Source organism: Streptococcus sobrinus DSM 20742 = ATCC 33478 (assembly GCF_000686605.1).
GTDB lineage: Bacteria > Bacillota > Bacilli > Lactobacillales > Streptococcaceae > Streptococcus > Streptococcus sobrinus.
In genome coordinates this window covers 1-15,697 of the sequence record NZ_JMLC01000014.1, presented here as the reverse complement: position 1 = coordinate 15,697, position 15,697 = coordinate 1, and the positions used below count along the sequence as shown (strand labels likewise).

Genomic DNA, 15,697 nt, shown 5'->3' with positions numbered 1-15,697 from the left:
GTGACTTTTGGCAATTAATGCTCAAGAAATTAGTGCTTTAATTAAAAAGCAAATTGAAAACTTCCAGCCAAATTTTGACGTCACTGAAACTGGAGTAGTAACCTACATTGGTGATGGTATCGCCCGGGCCCGTGGTTTGGACAATGCCATGGCAGGTGAGTTGCTCGAATTCCAGAACGGTACTTACGGAATGGCTCAAAACCTTGAGTCCAATGACGTTGGTATCATTATCCTTGGGGATTTCTCAGAAATCACTGAAGGTGATACGGTCAAACGTACCGGTAAAATCATGGAAGTTCCAGTTGGTCCAGAGTTGATTGGTCGGGTGGTCAACCCCCTTGGTCAACCAGTTGATGGACTTGGTGATATTAAGACAGACAAAACTCGCCCTGTTGAAACACCTGCCCCAGGTGTCATGCAACGTAAGAGCGTTTCTGAACCCCTACAAACTGGACTCAAGGCCATTGATGCCTTGGTTCCAATCGGTCGTGGCCAACGGGAACTGGTTATCGGTGACCGCCAAACTGGTAAGACCTCGGTTGCCATTGATGCTATCTTGAACCAAAAGGATCAAGATATGATTTGTATCTATGTAGCTATCGGTCAAAAGGAATCAACCGTTCGGACTCAAGTTGAGACCCTACGCAAATACGGTGCCCTTGATTATACCATCGTTGTGACAGCTTCAGCTTCGCAACCTTCACCTTTGGTTTATATCGCTCCTTATGCCGGTGTTGCCATGGCAGAAGAATTCATGTATAACGGCAAACATGTTTTGATTGTCTATGATGATCTATCAAAACAAGCCGTTGCCTACCGTGAACTTTCCCTCTTGCTCCGTCGTCCACCAGGACGTGAAGCCTACCCAGGGGATGTCTTCTACCTGCACAGCCGTCTTTTAGAACGTTCAGCCAAGGTTTCTGATGAATTGGGTGGTGGTTCTATTACAGCTCTTCCATTTATCGAAACCCAAGCCGGTGATATTTCGGCCTACATTGCGACCAACGTTATCTCCATCACTGATGGACAAATCTTCTTGCAAGAAAACCTCTTCAACTCTGGTATTCGTCCAGCCATTGATGCTGGTTCATCCGTATCACGGGTTGGGGGCTCTGCCCAAATCAAGGCCATGAAGAAGGTTGCGGGTACCCTGCGTTTGGACCTGGCTTCTTACCGTGAATTGGAAGCCTTCACTCAATTTGGTTCCGACCTTGATGAAGCCACCCAGGCTAAGTTGAACCGTGGTCGTCGGACAGTAGAAGTCCTCAAGCAACCGGTTCACCAACCGCTTCCGGTTGAAAAACAAGTCTTGATCCTTTATGCTTTGACGCATGGCTTCTTGGATAGTGTTCCTGTCAATGACATCTTGGCCTTCGAACAAGCTATGTATGATTACTTTGACGTTCACCATACCGATGTCTTGGATACCATCAAGACCACTAAGGATCTTCCTGAAGAAGCAGTCTTGGATGCTGCGATTCAAGAATTTAAAGATCAATCTTCATTTGAATAAGGAGGTTGACCAATGGCAGGTTCTCTAAGTGAAATCAAAACAAGAATTAGTTCAACTGAAAAAACCAGTAAGATTACGAGTGCCATGCAAATGGTATCTGCCGCTAAATTGACCAAATCTGAACAAGCCGCCAAGGACTTTCAAGTCTATGCTTCAAAGATTCGGCAAATCACAACCGACCTCCTTCATGCTGAGTTGACCAATGGTTCTGATAATCCCATGTTGGCCTCCCGTCCTGTTAAACGGACCGGCTACATCGTTATCACCTCCGATAAGGGTCTGGTAGGTGGTTACAATTCCAAAATCCTCAAGTCCGTCATGGAATTGATTGAGGAATACCACAGTGATAAGCAAGATTATTCCATTATCTCCATTGGAGGGACTGGATCTGACTTCTTTAAATCACGGGGAATTGATTTGGCTTTCGAGCTACGTGGCTTGGAAGACCAACCAACCTTCGACCAAGTATCGCAAATCATCTCTCAGTCGGTTGAGATGTATAAAGAAGAGCTCTTTGATGAACTCTATGTCTGCTATAATCACCACATCAACAGTTTGACCAGCCAGGTGCGGGTCGAACAGATGTTGCCGATTGTTGACCTTGACGCCAATGAATCAGAAGGTGAGGCATCCAATGCCTTTGAATTGGAACCTGATCGCGAAGCAATCTTGGAGCAACTCCTGCCCCAATACACAGAAAGCTTGATTTACGGTGCCATTGTCGATGCTAAAACAGCTGAACATGCAGCTGGTATGACAGCCATGCAGACAGCAACAGATAACTCAAGAAATCTTATTAGTGATTTGACCATCCAATACAATCGGGCCCGCCAAGCAGCAATTACGCAAGAAATTACCGAAATTGTTGCCGGTGCTAATGCCCTGGAATAATGGTTGAATTCATATTATATTAAGTTAAAAACAAAACCTGAAGCAATATTATAAAAAATTGTTGTAGGTAGTCTGCGGGGAAAGTAAGACAAACCGGATATTTTTGCCCTAGTGGAATTATTAGTGACAGCAAAAGTGTCACTAATAACGGATTTTTTGAGACATTAGGCTCAAAAAATAGGAATGAAACTCCGTAATTGAACTCGCCTACACCACTGTGGAAAAAGATAAATCTGCCTTGGAGCTCTGTTAGCTCCTTCGTCAGATTTCCTATTTTCCTTTGTGGTGCTTGACGGCTCTGTATCTTGCCAGGAGTTTGCTTCCGTCCGCACTAGCTAAGAAAATATCAAAAGTCAGTTTTTGGATTTTAATTAGTATCAAATTTGAAAGGAAAATAGCATGAGCTCAGGCAAAATTGCTCAGGTTGTTGGACCTGTCGTTGACGTAAAGTTTGCGACTGGCGATAAGCTTCCTGAGATTAATAATGCATTGGTCGTTTATAAAGATAACGATAAAAAAGAAAAAATCGTGCTCGAAGTTGCCCTAGAATTGGGTGACGGTGTTGTACGTACCATTGCTATGGAATCTACTGATGGGCTTACGCGTGGACTTGAGGTTCTAGATACTGGTAGTGCAATCAGCGTACCAGTCGGTAAAGAAACTCTGGGCCGTGTCTTCAATGTACTTGGTGATACCATTGACTTGGAACAACCATTCCCAGAAGATGCAGAGCGTGAACCTATTCATAAGAAGGCTCCTAGCTTTGATGAACTGTCTACTTCATCAGAAATCTTGGAAACGGGGATCAAGGTTATCGACCTTTTAGCGCCTTACCTCAAAGGTGGTAAGGTCGGTCTCTTCGGCGGTGCCGGTGTTGGTAAGACCGTCCTGATTCAGGAATTGATCCACAATATCGCCCAAGAACACGGTGGTATCTCCGTCTTTACTGGTGTTGGAGAACGGACCCGGGAAGGTAATGACCTTTATTGGGAAATGAAAGAATCCGGAGTTATTGAAAAGACCGCCATGGTCTTTGGTCAAATGAATGAACCACCTGGAGCTCGGATGCGGGTTGCCCTGACAGGTTTGACCCTTGCGGAATATTTCCGTGATGTTGAGGGTCAAGATGTGCTGCTCTTTATTGACAATATCTTCCGCTTTACCCAAGCTGGTTCTGAAGTATCTGCCCTGCTGGGTCGGATGCCATCAGCCGTTGGTTACCAACCAACCTTGGCAACAGAAATGGGACAATTGCAGGAACGGATTACCTCTACTAAGAAGGGGTCTGTTACCTCAATTCAAGCTATCTACGTGCCAGCCGATGACTATACTGACCCTGCCCCAGCGACAGCCTTCGCCCACTTGGATTCAACCACCAACTTGGAACGTAAACTGACCCAAATTGGTATTTATCCAGCTGTGGACCCACTGGCATCATCTTCTCGTGCCCTGGCACCGGAAATCGTTGGTGAGGAACACTACCAAGTAGCGACAGAAGTCCAACGTGTCCTGCAACGCTATAATGAATTGCAAGACATCATTGCCATCTTGGGTATGGATGAATTGTCAGATGACGAAAAGGTCTTGGTTGGCCGTGCTCGTCGGATTCAATTCTTCCTGTCACAAAATTTCAACGTGGCCGAACAATTTACCGGTCAGCCTGGTTCTTATGTACCAGTTGCGGAAACCGTTCGTGGCTTCAAGGAAATCCTTGAAGGTAAGTATGATGACCTACCAGAAGATGCCTTCCGTAGCGTCGGTCCAATCGAGGATGTTGTTGAAAAAGCTAAACAAATGGGCTTTTAATGAGGTGATGCTATGACTGAACATATGGCAGTACAAATTGTAACGCCTGATGGGGTTCGTTATGATCACCATGCTACTTACATTTCCGTAACTACTACAGATGGTGAAATGGGAATCTTGGCTAACCATGTCAATACGATTGCTCCTTTGACCGTCCATGAAATGAAGATTCGTCGGATTGACGATGACAAGCACGTGGACTGGGTTGCTGTTAATGGTGGTATCCTTGAAATTAAGGACAATACCGTAACGATTGTAGCGGACTCGGCCGAACGCTCCCGTGATATTGATATTTCACGGGCAGAACGGGCTAAGCAAAGAGCCGAACGCAAGTTGCAAGAAGCAGAAGCGAGCCATCAAGTTGATGAAGTTCGCCGTGCTCAAGTTGCCCTGCGTCGGGCCATCAACCGCATCAGCGTTGGTAACAAATAAGCAAAAAATCGATTCTAGCTGGGATCGATTTTTTAATCGTCCAAAGCCGAGGAAAATAGAGGTGAAGAACGGGCATTACGAAGTGACTCTCTAGGTGACGGTAGCAGTGGTCCGATTAATATACTCAATGAAAATCAAAAAAGAATAAGCAATGTAGGAGTCAGCATCTAAAGAGACAAGGGCAACTTTTTGTTGGCAGTCATTGCAAACAAAAATTCTCCAAATCTTGATTTGCTCTGCTGGTGGAAGGCTATGGTTATCGAACTTTATGAACTTAGTTTTCCCCTTTAACTTTTGGAGTTTGACTACCTTTGGTTTGAGTTTTCCTCTCTAGTCATGCTAAAATAGTCCTATGGAAGTTGCACAATCATTTATCACAATCCTTTGTCATCTCTTTTTTATCCTTATGAGTTACCAGATGTTGACCCGTTTGGTCAACTGGGAAAAGATTCTTCGACTGAATCCCGACAACCTCAGACAGGTCAATCTTTTTGTTAGTTTTCTGTCTATTGGACTAGGTTATCTGGTCAGTTCATTCTTTTTGACTCTGATCAATCTGGCCGTAACAATTTTTACCACGGTTCACTGAGTCAGCTTTTTTCTAATCTTGTGATATAATAGGAAGAAGCTTGGAAAAATGGAGAATATAAGAATGGATAGAATTATTGTCAAGGGTGGCAAAACACGCTTGAAAGGTACCGTAACGATTGAAGGGGCAAAGAATGCCGTTCTCCCTCTTTTGGCAGCAACTATTCTGCCTTCTCAAGGGAAGACAATTCTCAACAATGTCCCAATTTTATCGGATGTTTTCACCATGAATAATGTGGTTCGCGGGCTTAATGTTCAAGTTGACTTTGACCAGGACCAAAATCAAGTTACAGTGGATGCGACGGGGCAGCTTTTAGATGAAGCACCCTATGAATATGTCAGCCAGATGCGGGCATCCATTGTTGTCCTTGGTCCAATCCTAGCTCGCAACGGTCATGCCAAGGTTTCTATGCCTGGTGGCTGTACCATTGGTAGCCGGCCTATCGACCTCCACCTCAAAGGTTTGGAGGCTATGGGGGCTAAAATTAGCCAATCGGGTGGGGACATCACAGCAACTGCTGAACGACTCAAAGGGACCAATATTTATATGGACTTCCCTTCTGTCGGGGCTACGCAAAATCTGATGATGGCAGCAACCCTTGCCCAAGGAACAACTGTGATCGAAAATGCAGCTCGAGAACCAGAAATCGTTGACCTAGCTATCCTCCTTAATAAGATGGGAGCTAGTGTCCGTGGAGCTGGAACAGAAACTTTGATAATCAAGGGTGTTGATCACTTGCACGGGGCTGAACATGATGTGGTTCAAGACCGGATTGAAGCAGGAACCTTTATGGTAGCTGCGGCCATGACCTCAGGTGATGTTTTGGTTAAGTCTGCTGTCTGGGAACACAACCGTCCATTGATTTCTAAACTTTTGGAAATGGGCGTAGAAGTGACCGAAGAAGCTGAAGGAATTCGGGTCAAGTCCGACGTCAGCAAATTAAAACCGGTGACTGTCAAAACTCTGCCTCATCCAGGCTTTCCAACGGATATGCAGGCCCAATTCACGGCTCTTATGGCTGTCGTTGGGGGTGAATCTACCATGATTGAAACAGTCTTTGAGAACCGTTTCCAACACTTGGAAGAAATGCGGCGGATGGGACTGAATTCAGAAATCATGAGAGACACGGCTATTATTCACGGTGGTCTGGAACTCCAAGGGGCTCAAGTTATGTCAACGGACCTACGCGCTAGTGCAGCCCTGATTCTGATTGGCATGGTGGCTCAGGGAACTACGACCGTTGGGAAATTAATCCACTTGGACCGCGGCTATTACAAATTCCACGAAAAATTAGCCACTCTGGGGGCAGACATTGAAAGGGTGAATGATTGATGGCAAAATCTGGTTGGGCTTATGTTAGACATCAGTTAGCTTTGATTCTACTGGTTGCCCTGCTTTGCCTCGTTTTCCTTGCCATCGGCCTCATGGTCGGTTATGCTGTCCTTGGAGAGGGGCACAATCCTCTAGCTATCTTATCTCCCCATAAGTGGCAAGAGCTTATTAATAAATTTACAGGAAAATAAGTTGAAATCCCGATAGGCAAACAGGCTGATCGGGATTTTTCGAGAGAGAACATTATGGTGAAAAAATCAAAATCAAGCATGAAGCGAGAGCAAAAGGCCCTTTTGTCCCTAATCGGACTGGTATTGGTTCTGTTACTGGGCTTTGTGGCCACTAACGACAAGATTTCTAATCAGAATCCTATCAAGCATGTTGCCCAACAGTTGACTGGACAAAATCAAGGAAGAAGGCGCTCAAGTTCAAGCCAGGAGGCTCCAACTCAGACACTTGCTGACAGCGTTATGACCCAGGAAGTCAAAAATCAGCTTCCGGAACAGATGGACTGGAATGGAGCAGGAGCCTACATTCTCAATAACAACAAGACCGATTTGGATGCCAAGGTAGCCAGCAACCCCTATGTTAACAATCAAACCAAGCTGATCCAAGGGCAGACGGTTCCTAGTCAGGCCAATGCCCTGCTGGCTAAATCTACCCGCCAGTACCGCAATCGTCAGGAGACTGGCAATGGCTCGACCGACTGGACCCCAGCTGGTTGGCATCAAAAGACCAACCTCTCAGGAGCTTACGACCACGCAGTCGACCGGGGCCATCTGATTGCTTATGCCCTAGCTGGTAGTCTTAAGGGCTTTGATGCCTCTACCAGCAATCCCGCCAATGTGGCGGTTCAGACCGCCTGGGCCAACGAGGCCAGCAGCTCCCAGTCAACTGGTCAAAACTACTATGAAACCCTGATTCGTAAGGCCTTGGACAAAAACAAACGCGTCCGCTATCGGGTAACCTTGGTTTACCAAGAGGATAATCTGATTGCTTCTGGCAGTCATTTGGAAGCTAAGTCTTCCGACGGCAGTTTGGAATTCAACGTCTTCATTCCCAATGTCCAAAAGGGTATCAGCCTAGATTATTATTCGGGACAGGTCTCACCCAAGTCCTAAGGACTTGAAAAATCCTAGGAAGTTAATCAGATGGGATAGTTAGTAGGCAGCTTCATTTGATTGCTAGGTGGCATCTCCCCTATGCCTGTCAAGTGAAGTTCCTTTTTGAGCTTGTCAGCCCTGCAAATTTTTGTTAGAATAGAGGCAATTAAATAATGAGTCTGTGAGACTAGTAGCTTGGTCATACTTGAAAAGGGAATGTGAATCGTCGACTGGAAGTTCACTCAAGGAAAGCCCTGTGAATTCACTCATATTAAGGACTTAGTCAATTAAGGTCTAGCCTGCTAGATAAAAACGGATGGTACCGCGTGTCAACGCTCCGCATGATGGAGTTTTGGTAGGCGGTTTTTTCTTGTTTAAAAGCGAGAAGAGTAAGACCTTAATGAAGGAAGAAAGGACATCAAAAGATGGATTTACAGAAGCAATTAGAAGAGTTGAAGGCCTCAACTCAGGCTAAATTGAAGGAAATGACCGGTGACCACAGCAAGGAACTCCAGGATTTGCGGGTTGCTGTCTTGGGAAAAAAGGGCTCACTGACAGAGCTCCTCAAGGGATTGAAGGACTTGTCCAATGACATGCGACCAGTTATCGGTAAGCAGGTCAATGAGGTTCGCGACATCCTGACCAAGGATTTTGAGGAACAGGCAAAGATTGTTCAGGCGGCTAAGATTCAAGCCCAGCTGGAATCCGAAAGTCTGGATGTTACCCTGCCTGGTCGTCAGGTTAAATTGGGGAATCGCCATATCCTCAGCCAAACTTCGGAAGAGATTGAAGACATCTTCCTAGGCATGGGCTTCCAGGTGGTTGACGGTTACGAAGTTGAAAGTGACTACTATAATTTTGAACGGATGAACCTGCCTAAGAACCACCCAGCTAGAGATATGCAGGATACCTTCTACATTACCGATGAAATCCTGCTCAGGACCCACACTAGTCCGGTCCAAGCCAGAACGCTGGACCAGCATGACTTTTCTAAGGGACCGCTCAAGATGATTTCCCCTGGACGTGTTTTCCGTCGGGATACTGACGATGCCACCCACTCTCACCAGTTCCACCAAATCGAAGGTCTGGTTGTCGGGGAAAATATTTCCATGGGGGACCTCAAGGGAACACTGCAAATGATTAGCCAGAAGATGTTCGGGGCAGATCGTAAGATTCGCCTGCGTCCATCCTATTTCCCATTCACCGAGCCATCAGTTGAGGTCGACGTCTCTTGCTTCAAGTGTGGCGGTGACGGCTGTAACGTCTGCAAGAAGACTGGTTGGATTGAAATCCTTGGTGCCGGTATGGTTCACCCAAGCGTCCTCGAAATGTCTGGCGTTGATTCCGAGAAATATTCAGGCTTTGCCTTTGGTCTTGGTCAAGAACGGATCGCCATGCTGCGTTACGGTATCAATGACATTCGTGGCTTCTACCAAGGGGATGTCCGCTTCTCAGCCCAATTCAAATAAAGCAGCCTAGGGGGTGCCTATGACCCTCAAACTTAGAGAGATAGAACCGATTGATCTGCCAGTCCTGCAGAAATTGGCCATTGAGACCTTTGGTCAGACCTTTGCCCATGATAATAGTCCCCAGCAACTGGCTGACTATTTTGACCAGGTTTATTCCTTAGAGGTTTTAGGGCAAGAGTTGGCCAATCCTCAATCATTACATATTTTAGCGGAAGTTGATGGCCAGCCAGCTGGTTTTCTCAAGACCAATTGGAGTTCCGCCCGAACCGAAAACGAGCTGGATGCCGCCTATGAAATCCAAAGGCTCTATGTCCTCCAGGAATTTCAAGGTCAAGGCATTGGCAAGACCCTCTTTGAATATGCTCTGGACCAAGCACAAAAGTCCGGTGCTGACTGGGCTTGGTTGGGAGTCTGGGAGAAGAATTATAAGGCCCAGAAGTTTTATGCCAAGTATGACTTTGAGAAGTTCAGCCAACATGCCTTTCCCGTCTCTGAGGATAAGGTCGACGTGGATTGGCTATTGAAGAAAAAATTGCAATAAGACTCTTGGAAATCTCAGATGGAGCTGCTTTGTCCGTTTCATCCTGAAATTTTCAAAGAGAAAAGACTATCAAATAGGAAGGAAGCACCAAGGGACAGGCCCTAGGCCCACCCAGGTGCTAAGAAATTATGCTTGTATCATACAAATGGTTAAAAGAGCTGGTTGATGTGGATGTCACCACAGCCGAGCTCGCGGAAAAAATGTCAACGACAGGGATTGAAGTCGAAGGTGTGGAGACACCAGCTGAGGGCCTGTCAAAAATTGTTGTCGGAGAGGTCCTGACTTGCGAGGATGTCCCGGAAACCCATCTCCACCTCTGTCAGGTTGATACTGGTGATGACAATCCTCGTCAAATCGTCTGTGGAGCTCCAAATATCAAGGCCGGTATCAAGGTTATCGTGGCCCTACCAGGTGCTCGGATTGCCGACAACTATAAGATTAAAAAAGGGAAAATCTGGGGCATGGAATCGCTGGGCATGATTTGCTCTCTGCAAGAATTAGGAATTTCTGAATCGGTTGTGCCTAAGGAATTCTCAGATGGTATTCAAATACTGCCAAAGGATGCTGTGCCTGGTCAATCGGTATTCCCCTACTTGAATTTGGATGATGAGATTGTCGAATTGGCGATTACCCCCAACCGTGCTGATGCCCTGTCTATGCGTGGGGTAGCCTACGAAGTAGCAGCTATCTATGGGAAAAAGGTTCACCTGCCTGAAAAGCAAGTCCATGAAATCGACAGCAAGGCAGCGGATAAATTGACTGTCGCCATCGAGTCTGACAAGGCCCTGACCTACAAGGCCCGCCTGGTTGAAAATGTGACCGTGACTCCAAGTCCCCAATGGTTGCAAAACCTGCTCATGAATGCCGGCATTCGTCCTATCAATAATGTCGTTGACGTGACCAACTATGTCCTCCTTTATTTCGGACAACCCATGCACGCCTTCGACTATGCCAAGTTTGCCGACAAGACCATCGTCGCTCGCCAGGCCAAGGCTGGTGAAAAACTGGTAACTCTAGATGGTGAAGAACGTGAACTGATAACTGACGATTTGGTCATCAGCGTTGCTGACCAGGCTGTTGCCCTAGCTGGAGTTATGGGTGGCCAGTCAACAGAAATTGATGTCGATAGTAAAACAGTCGTTCTGGAAGCTGCTGTCTTTGATGGCCAATCTGTTCGCAAAACCAGCTCTCGTCTCAACCTGCGTTCTGAAAGTTCTTCTCGTTTTGAAAAGGGCGTTAACTATGACACAGTTGGCCAAGCCCTGGACTTTGCGGCAGCTATGCTGGAAGAAATCGCTGGGGGACAAACCCTAGCCGGTCAGGTCCAAGCAGGTAGCCTACCAACGGAACCTGCCCAAGTTTCAACCAGCCTCAACTATGTCAACGTGCGTTTGGGTACCAACTTGACCATGGCCGACATTCAAAATGTCTTTGACAAGCTGGAATTTCCAGTAACTGGTGACCAGGAGCATTTCACCGTTACCGTACCTCGCCGTCGTTGGGATATTTCCATTCAGGCTGACTTGGTGGAAGAAATCGCTCGGATTTATGGTTACGAAAAATTACCAACCACTCTGCCAGAAGCAGCAGGAACTGCTGGCGAGTTAACAGCCAGCCAAAACCTGCGTCGCAAGGTACGGACCCTGGCTGAAGGAGCAGGTCTGTCAGAAATTATTTCTTACGCCCTGACCACACCTGAAAAAGCCGTCCAATTCGCCCAAAATCCGACCAATGTGACTGAACTCATGTGGCCTATGTCCATCGAACGCTCTGCCCTCAGGCAAAACGTAGTGGCTGGCATGTTGGACACCATCGCCTACAATGTTGCCCGCAAGAATAAAGATATCGCTATCTATGAGATTGGGAAAGTCTTTGAACAAAAGGGTAATCCCAAGGAAGACCTGCCAAATGAGCAGGATACCTTTGCTCTGGCCATGACTGGTCTAGTCAGTGACAAAGATTTCCAAACGGCAGCTCAACCAGTCGATTTCTTCCATGTTAAGGGAATCTTGGAAGCCCTCTTTGATAAGTTGGATCTGGTCGTTGACTATGTTCCTGATAAATCTTTGGCTGCCCTGCATCCTGGACGGACAGCTAGTCTGGTTTTGGCTGGTCAAACCATCGGTTTTGTCGGTCAGGTTCATCCAGAGGTAGCCAAGGACTACGGTATTCCAGAAACCTATGTGGCTGAGATTAATTTAACGGCCCTTCAAGCCAACTTGCAACCGGCTCAAGCCTTTGTGGAAATCACTAAGTTCCCAGCCGTATCTCGTGACATCGCCCTTTTAGTTGACCAGGCAGTCAGCCACCAAGCTGTCTTGGATGCTATTCAAGAAGCTGGTGTCAAACGCCTGACCAGCATCAAACTCTTCGATGTCTATGCTGGTCATAATATCGTTCATGGTAAGAAGTCAATGGCTTATAGCCTGACCTTCCAAAATCCGGACGATAACTTGACTGACGAAGAAGTCGCTAAGTATATGGAAAAAATCACCAAGTCTCTGACCGAAAAAGTCGCAGCAGAAGTGCGATAATCACAAATTGACTAATAAGCTCTAGAAATTGTTTTTATGAACAAGCTTCTAGGGTTTTTTTTACTTTTCCAAAAGTCCCAGAAGTAGTTCTGGAAATTTTCAAAGAGATACACGAGGAGTATGAAAATTTTCAGAAAACAATCAAAAAATATAGAATTATTGATTTTAAAAAAGAATTTTTTAAGCAAAAGAATAGCTGAGAATCCCAACATGACGGACTTTTGCCAACATAAACTTTTCCAAAAGATAATTTGAACAGCAAAATAATTTGGGTATTTGTAATTTTTTTGTTATAATACTAATTAGTATTTAATAGTTTCAATAAATTAAATACTTGAGATACAAATTCTTTGGGAGGAATGATTAACATGGAAAAAAGATCTCAGCGCTTCTCCATCCGCAAATACAGCTATGGAGCGGCATCCGTTTTGCTGGGAACTGCAGCCTTTGCTTTGTCATCGTCTACAGTTCTTGCTGACGAACAAACCAACCAATCAGCTGCTGATTCTGGCAATGCTGCCAGTGAAGTAGCAGCCAGTCAAGAAGGCCCACAAACCAAGGTGATTAGCCAAAAGACTGAGGGTGATACCACTACAACAACTAAAGAAGTAACCTCACCTGAATTAGAAACAGCAAAGGCTAATGCAAATCAAGCTGGACTTGAATCATCAGCAGATGAAACCAAGACCCAGCCTTCTGTCCAAGCAGCTGATGAAGACAACAAGGCCCAAGCCCAAGAAATCAACAAGACCGTTGATAACTACAAGGCGCAACAATCTGATTACGAAAAGGCTCAAGCCCAGTACAATCAAGACAAGGCTGCCTATGATAAGGCTGTAGCAGACAAGGCTGAAGCTGATAAGCAAAATGCGGCAGCTAAGGGGGTCTACGATGCGGCTATGATTCAGTACAACCAAGACAAGGCTGAATACGATCAAGCATTGGCTAAGTACAATGTTGCTAAAGCAACTTACGACCAACAAAAGGTTCAGTACGAAACTAGCCTGGCTGAGAAAGAGGCAGCAGACAAGGCGAATGCCGCTGCTAAACTCAAGTATAAACAAGAAATGGCAACCTACAATGCTGCCAAAGCAGACTATGATGCTGCCCTTGCTCAATACAATGAAGATAAGAAAAAATACGATGCTGATAAGGCTAACTACGACAGTAAAGTAGCTGAAAAAGCAGCAGCCGATAAGCAAAATGCTGAAGCTAAAGCTCAGTACCAAGCACAAATGGCTGACTACAACAAGGCTAAGGCTGACTACGACAAGGCTTTGGAACAATACAAGGCAGATAAGGCTAAGTATGATGCTGAAAAAGCAACTTACGACAGTAAGAAAGCTGAAAAAGAGGCAGCGGACAGGGCCAATAAGGAAGCTCAAGCCAAGTACGACCAAGAAAAGGCCGCTTATGATGCCGCTAAGGCAAAATATGACCAAGACTTGGCTAAGTACAAGGAAGACAAGGCCAAATATGAAGCTGACAAGGCTAACTACGACAAGAAGTTAGCTGAAAAAGCAGCTGCCGAAAAGGCTAACCAAGAAGCGCAAGCCAAGTACGACCAAGAAAAGGCCGCTTATGATGCCGCTAAGGCAAAATATGACCAAGACTTGGCTAAGTACAAGGAAGAAAAAGCCAAATACGAAGCTGACAAGTCTAACTATGACAGTAAGCTAGCTGAAAAAGCAGCCGCTGACAAGGCCAACAAGGAAGCTCAAGACAAGTACGACCAAGAAAAGGCCGCTTACGATGCTGCCAAGGCTCAATACGACAAAGACTTGGCTAAGTACGAAGTTGACAAGGCTGCCTATGAAAAGGCTAAGACTGAGCATGATAACAAACAGGCTGAAAAAGAGGCAGCGGATAAAACCAATGCTGAAAATGAAGCTAAGTACAACCAAGAAAAAGAAGCTTACAACCAAGCGCGTGCAGAATATGAACGCAAATTGGCTGAGTACAACACTAAGCACGAACAATGGCAAAACGCTAAGGATGCTTACGACAAATTTCTGGCTGACCACAATCTTACAGAAGCTCAGGCAACTCAGGAGTTGGTCTTTGAACGTGAAAAAAATGCGACTCACACCATCGAAGGCATCAATTCTTATCTGACTCCTGAAGCGCAACAGCGTATCGGGACTAGTGCCGTTAACCAATATCGCTCTAATGAAATTAAAGAAGGCGATGTCGTTTCTGAAAGCCCTTATGGCAACAAGGATAACGAATGGTTGGAAGTTAAACAAGGTGATAAGTTTACCGTTACCTATGATGGTTTGACCGAATCTAAGATGATGGTCGAAGGTGTTCCACAAGATATCACTCGTGTTATCTACCGTTATACCATTGATGAATTGCCATCTTACAACCAAAAAGGTATTGCTAAGGTTAGCAATGACCCAACTGTTACTTTGACAGTTGGTGCGTCGACTGACGACGAAAACAAGGCCGTTAAGGTTTCCGTTGATGTTGAATTCTACGATAAGAATGGCCAAAAATATGACCTGACCCAACGTAAGGCTATTGTGGCCCTCAACTCCCTTAACCACTGGACGGGTGCGGCTTACGTATCAAGTGAAGATACCCCACGTGCCTTGACAGTTGAAGCCCGCGATACTGAGGGTAATGTCGTTCGTGGTACCTGGAATCCTTATGCAGATGGCAGTCACCCAGACATCCAAAACGGTGAAGTACAAACCAAGTCTGGTTATGCTGACTTCGGTGGTAAGACGGTTAATATTTCAGCTGACAACCCTCTCAAGATTGTTACTCAAAGCTATGCTGTTGACGGCAGTCAAGTTGAAAACCTTACTGGGGAAGCAACAACTGACGATAAAACCGTTAATGCTTCTGGTAGTGCCAATGCTCACTCAATCGGTAACCAAGACTATGGTTACGATGATAATGGTGTTCAAAAGGATGATGTTATCGGTAGCTACACCGTTGATGCTGAAACAGGCATGATTACCTTCACACCGAAGAAGAAATTCCAAAATGTGGAACACCAAGAGTTTGTTAATATCGGCGACAACCGCTACATTGCTATTCCAAACTCCAGCGTTAGCTACGATGCCAATACGCATGAAGCAACTTCAAACGCTGACAACCAATACATTGAACACGGTGCTGTCTTCAACGGTGAGTCAACTCCTAACCTACGTGGTTGGGATGATGAAGAATCACCTTACCTCTATTACGGTGGTGCCGGTATGCAGATGACTAATGGTCATTTGGTCTTCACCGCTAAGGGTGCTAATGCCGTTGGAGCTCCAACTATCTACTGGTTTGCGATCAACTCCACTGTTGGCTATCCTAAGAAACCGGGAGAAGAGCCCAAACAACCGACAGCTCCAACACCGCCAACGCCGCCAACTAAAATTGTTGTTGAAGTTCCAGATAAACCCACTGAGCCCAAACAACCAACACCTCCGGTAGCGCCAGAGCCGCCTAAGATGACAACGGTTGAAATCCCAGATAAACCCACTGA

At 45.8% G+C, this 15,697-nt stretch carries 12 protein-coding genes; all 12 read left to right on the top strand.

Annotated elements, in window-relative coordinates; genetic code table 11:
* Positions 1-7: 7 nt before the first annotated feature.
* The gene (gene atpA / locus BS63_RS0105945; RefSeq protein WP_002961720.1) at positions 8-1,513 is read left to right on the top strand and encodes a F0F1 ATP synthase subunit alpha; all 1,506 of its coding nucleotides are present in this window, start codon (positions 8-10) and stop codon (positions 1,511-1,513) included.
* Positions 1,514-1,525: 12 nt separating this feature from the next.
* Positions 1,526-2,404, top strand: coding sequence for a F0F1 ATP synthase subunit gamma (locus BS63_RS0105940; RefSeq protein ID WP_002961719.1), 879 nt, complete (start codon positions 1,526-1,528; stop codon positions 2,402-2,404).
* 399 nt (positions 2,405-2,803) lie between these two features.
* The gene (gene atpD / locus BS63_RS0105935; protein ID WP_002963082.1) at positions 2,804-4,210 is read left to right on the top strand and encodes a F0F1 ATP synthase subunit beta; all 1,407 of its coding nucleotides are present in this window, start codon (positions 2,804-2,806) and stop codon (positions 4,208-4,210) included.
* A 12-nt stretch (positions 4,211-4,222) separates the two neighbouring features.
* Entirely contained in the window at positions 4,223-4,642 is a 420-nt protein-coding gene (locus tag BS63_RS0105930; RefSeq protein ID WP_002963081.1) for a F0F1 ATP synthase subunit epsilon, read from the top strand.
* 352 nt (positions 4,643-4,994) lie between these two features.
* Positions 4,995-5,231, top strand: coding sequence for a DUF1146 family protein (locus BS63_RS1000000111810; RefSeq protein ID WP_080566229.1), 237 nt, complete (start codon positions 4,995-4,997; stop codon positions 5,229-5,231).
* Between the two features lie 63 nt (positions 5,232-5,294).
* Positions 5,295-6,563, top strand: a complete 1,269-nt coding sequence (gene murA, locus BS63_RS0105920; RefSeq protein WP_002963079.1) for a UDP-N-acetylglucosamine 1-carboxyvinyltransferase — start codon at positions 5,295-5,297, stop codon at positions 6,561-6,563.
* Positions 6,563-6,754 carry a DNA-directed RNA polymerase subunit beta gene (locus BS63_RS0105915; protein ID WP_002963078.1) on the top strand — a complete coding sequence of 64 codons (192 nt, stop codon included), beginning with the start codon at positions 6,563-6,565 and terminating at the stop codon, positions 6,752-6,754. The genes murA and BS63_RS0105915 overlap by 1 nt, the downstream gene beginning before the upstream one ends.
* Positions 6,755-6,808: 54 nt before the next feature.
* Complete coding sequence (locus BS63_RS0105910; protein WP_002963077.1) at positions 6,809-7,684, top strand: DNA/RNA non-specific endonuclease; 876 nt, start codon at positions 6,809-6,811, stop codon at positions 7,682-7,684.
* A 407-nt stretch (positions 7,685-8,091) separates the two neighbouring features.
* Positions 8,092-9,135 carry a phenylalanine--tRNA ligase subunit alpha gene (gene pheS, locus BS63_RS0105905; protein ID WP_002963076.1) on the top strand — a complete coding sequence of 348 codons (1,044 nt, stop codon included), beginning with the start codon at positions 8,092-8,094 and terminating at the stop codon, positions 9,133-9,135.
* Between the two features lie 19 nt (positions 9,136-9,154).
* A complete protein-coding gene (locus BS63_RS0105900) occupies positions 9,155-9,676 on the top strand; it encodes a GNAT family N-acetyltransferase (RefSeq protein WP_019769446.1) in 522 nt (173 codons plus the stop codon).
* A gap of 128 nt (positions 9,677-9,804) precedes the next feature.
* Positions 9,805-12,210 (top strand): phenylalanine--tRNA ligase subunit beta, encoded by a 2,406-nt coding sequence (pheT, locus tag BS63_RS0105895; protein WP_028798490.1) that lies wholly within the window; start codon positions 9,805-9,807, stop codon positions 12,208-12,210.
* Between the two features lie 368 nt (positions 12,211-12,578).
* A partial coding sequence (locus tag BS63_RS0105885) for a GbpC/Spa domain-containing protein (protein ID WP_028798489.1) occupies positions 12,579-15,697 on the top strand: 3,119 nt, incomplete at its 3' end.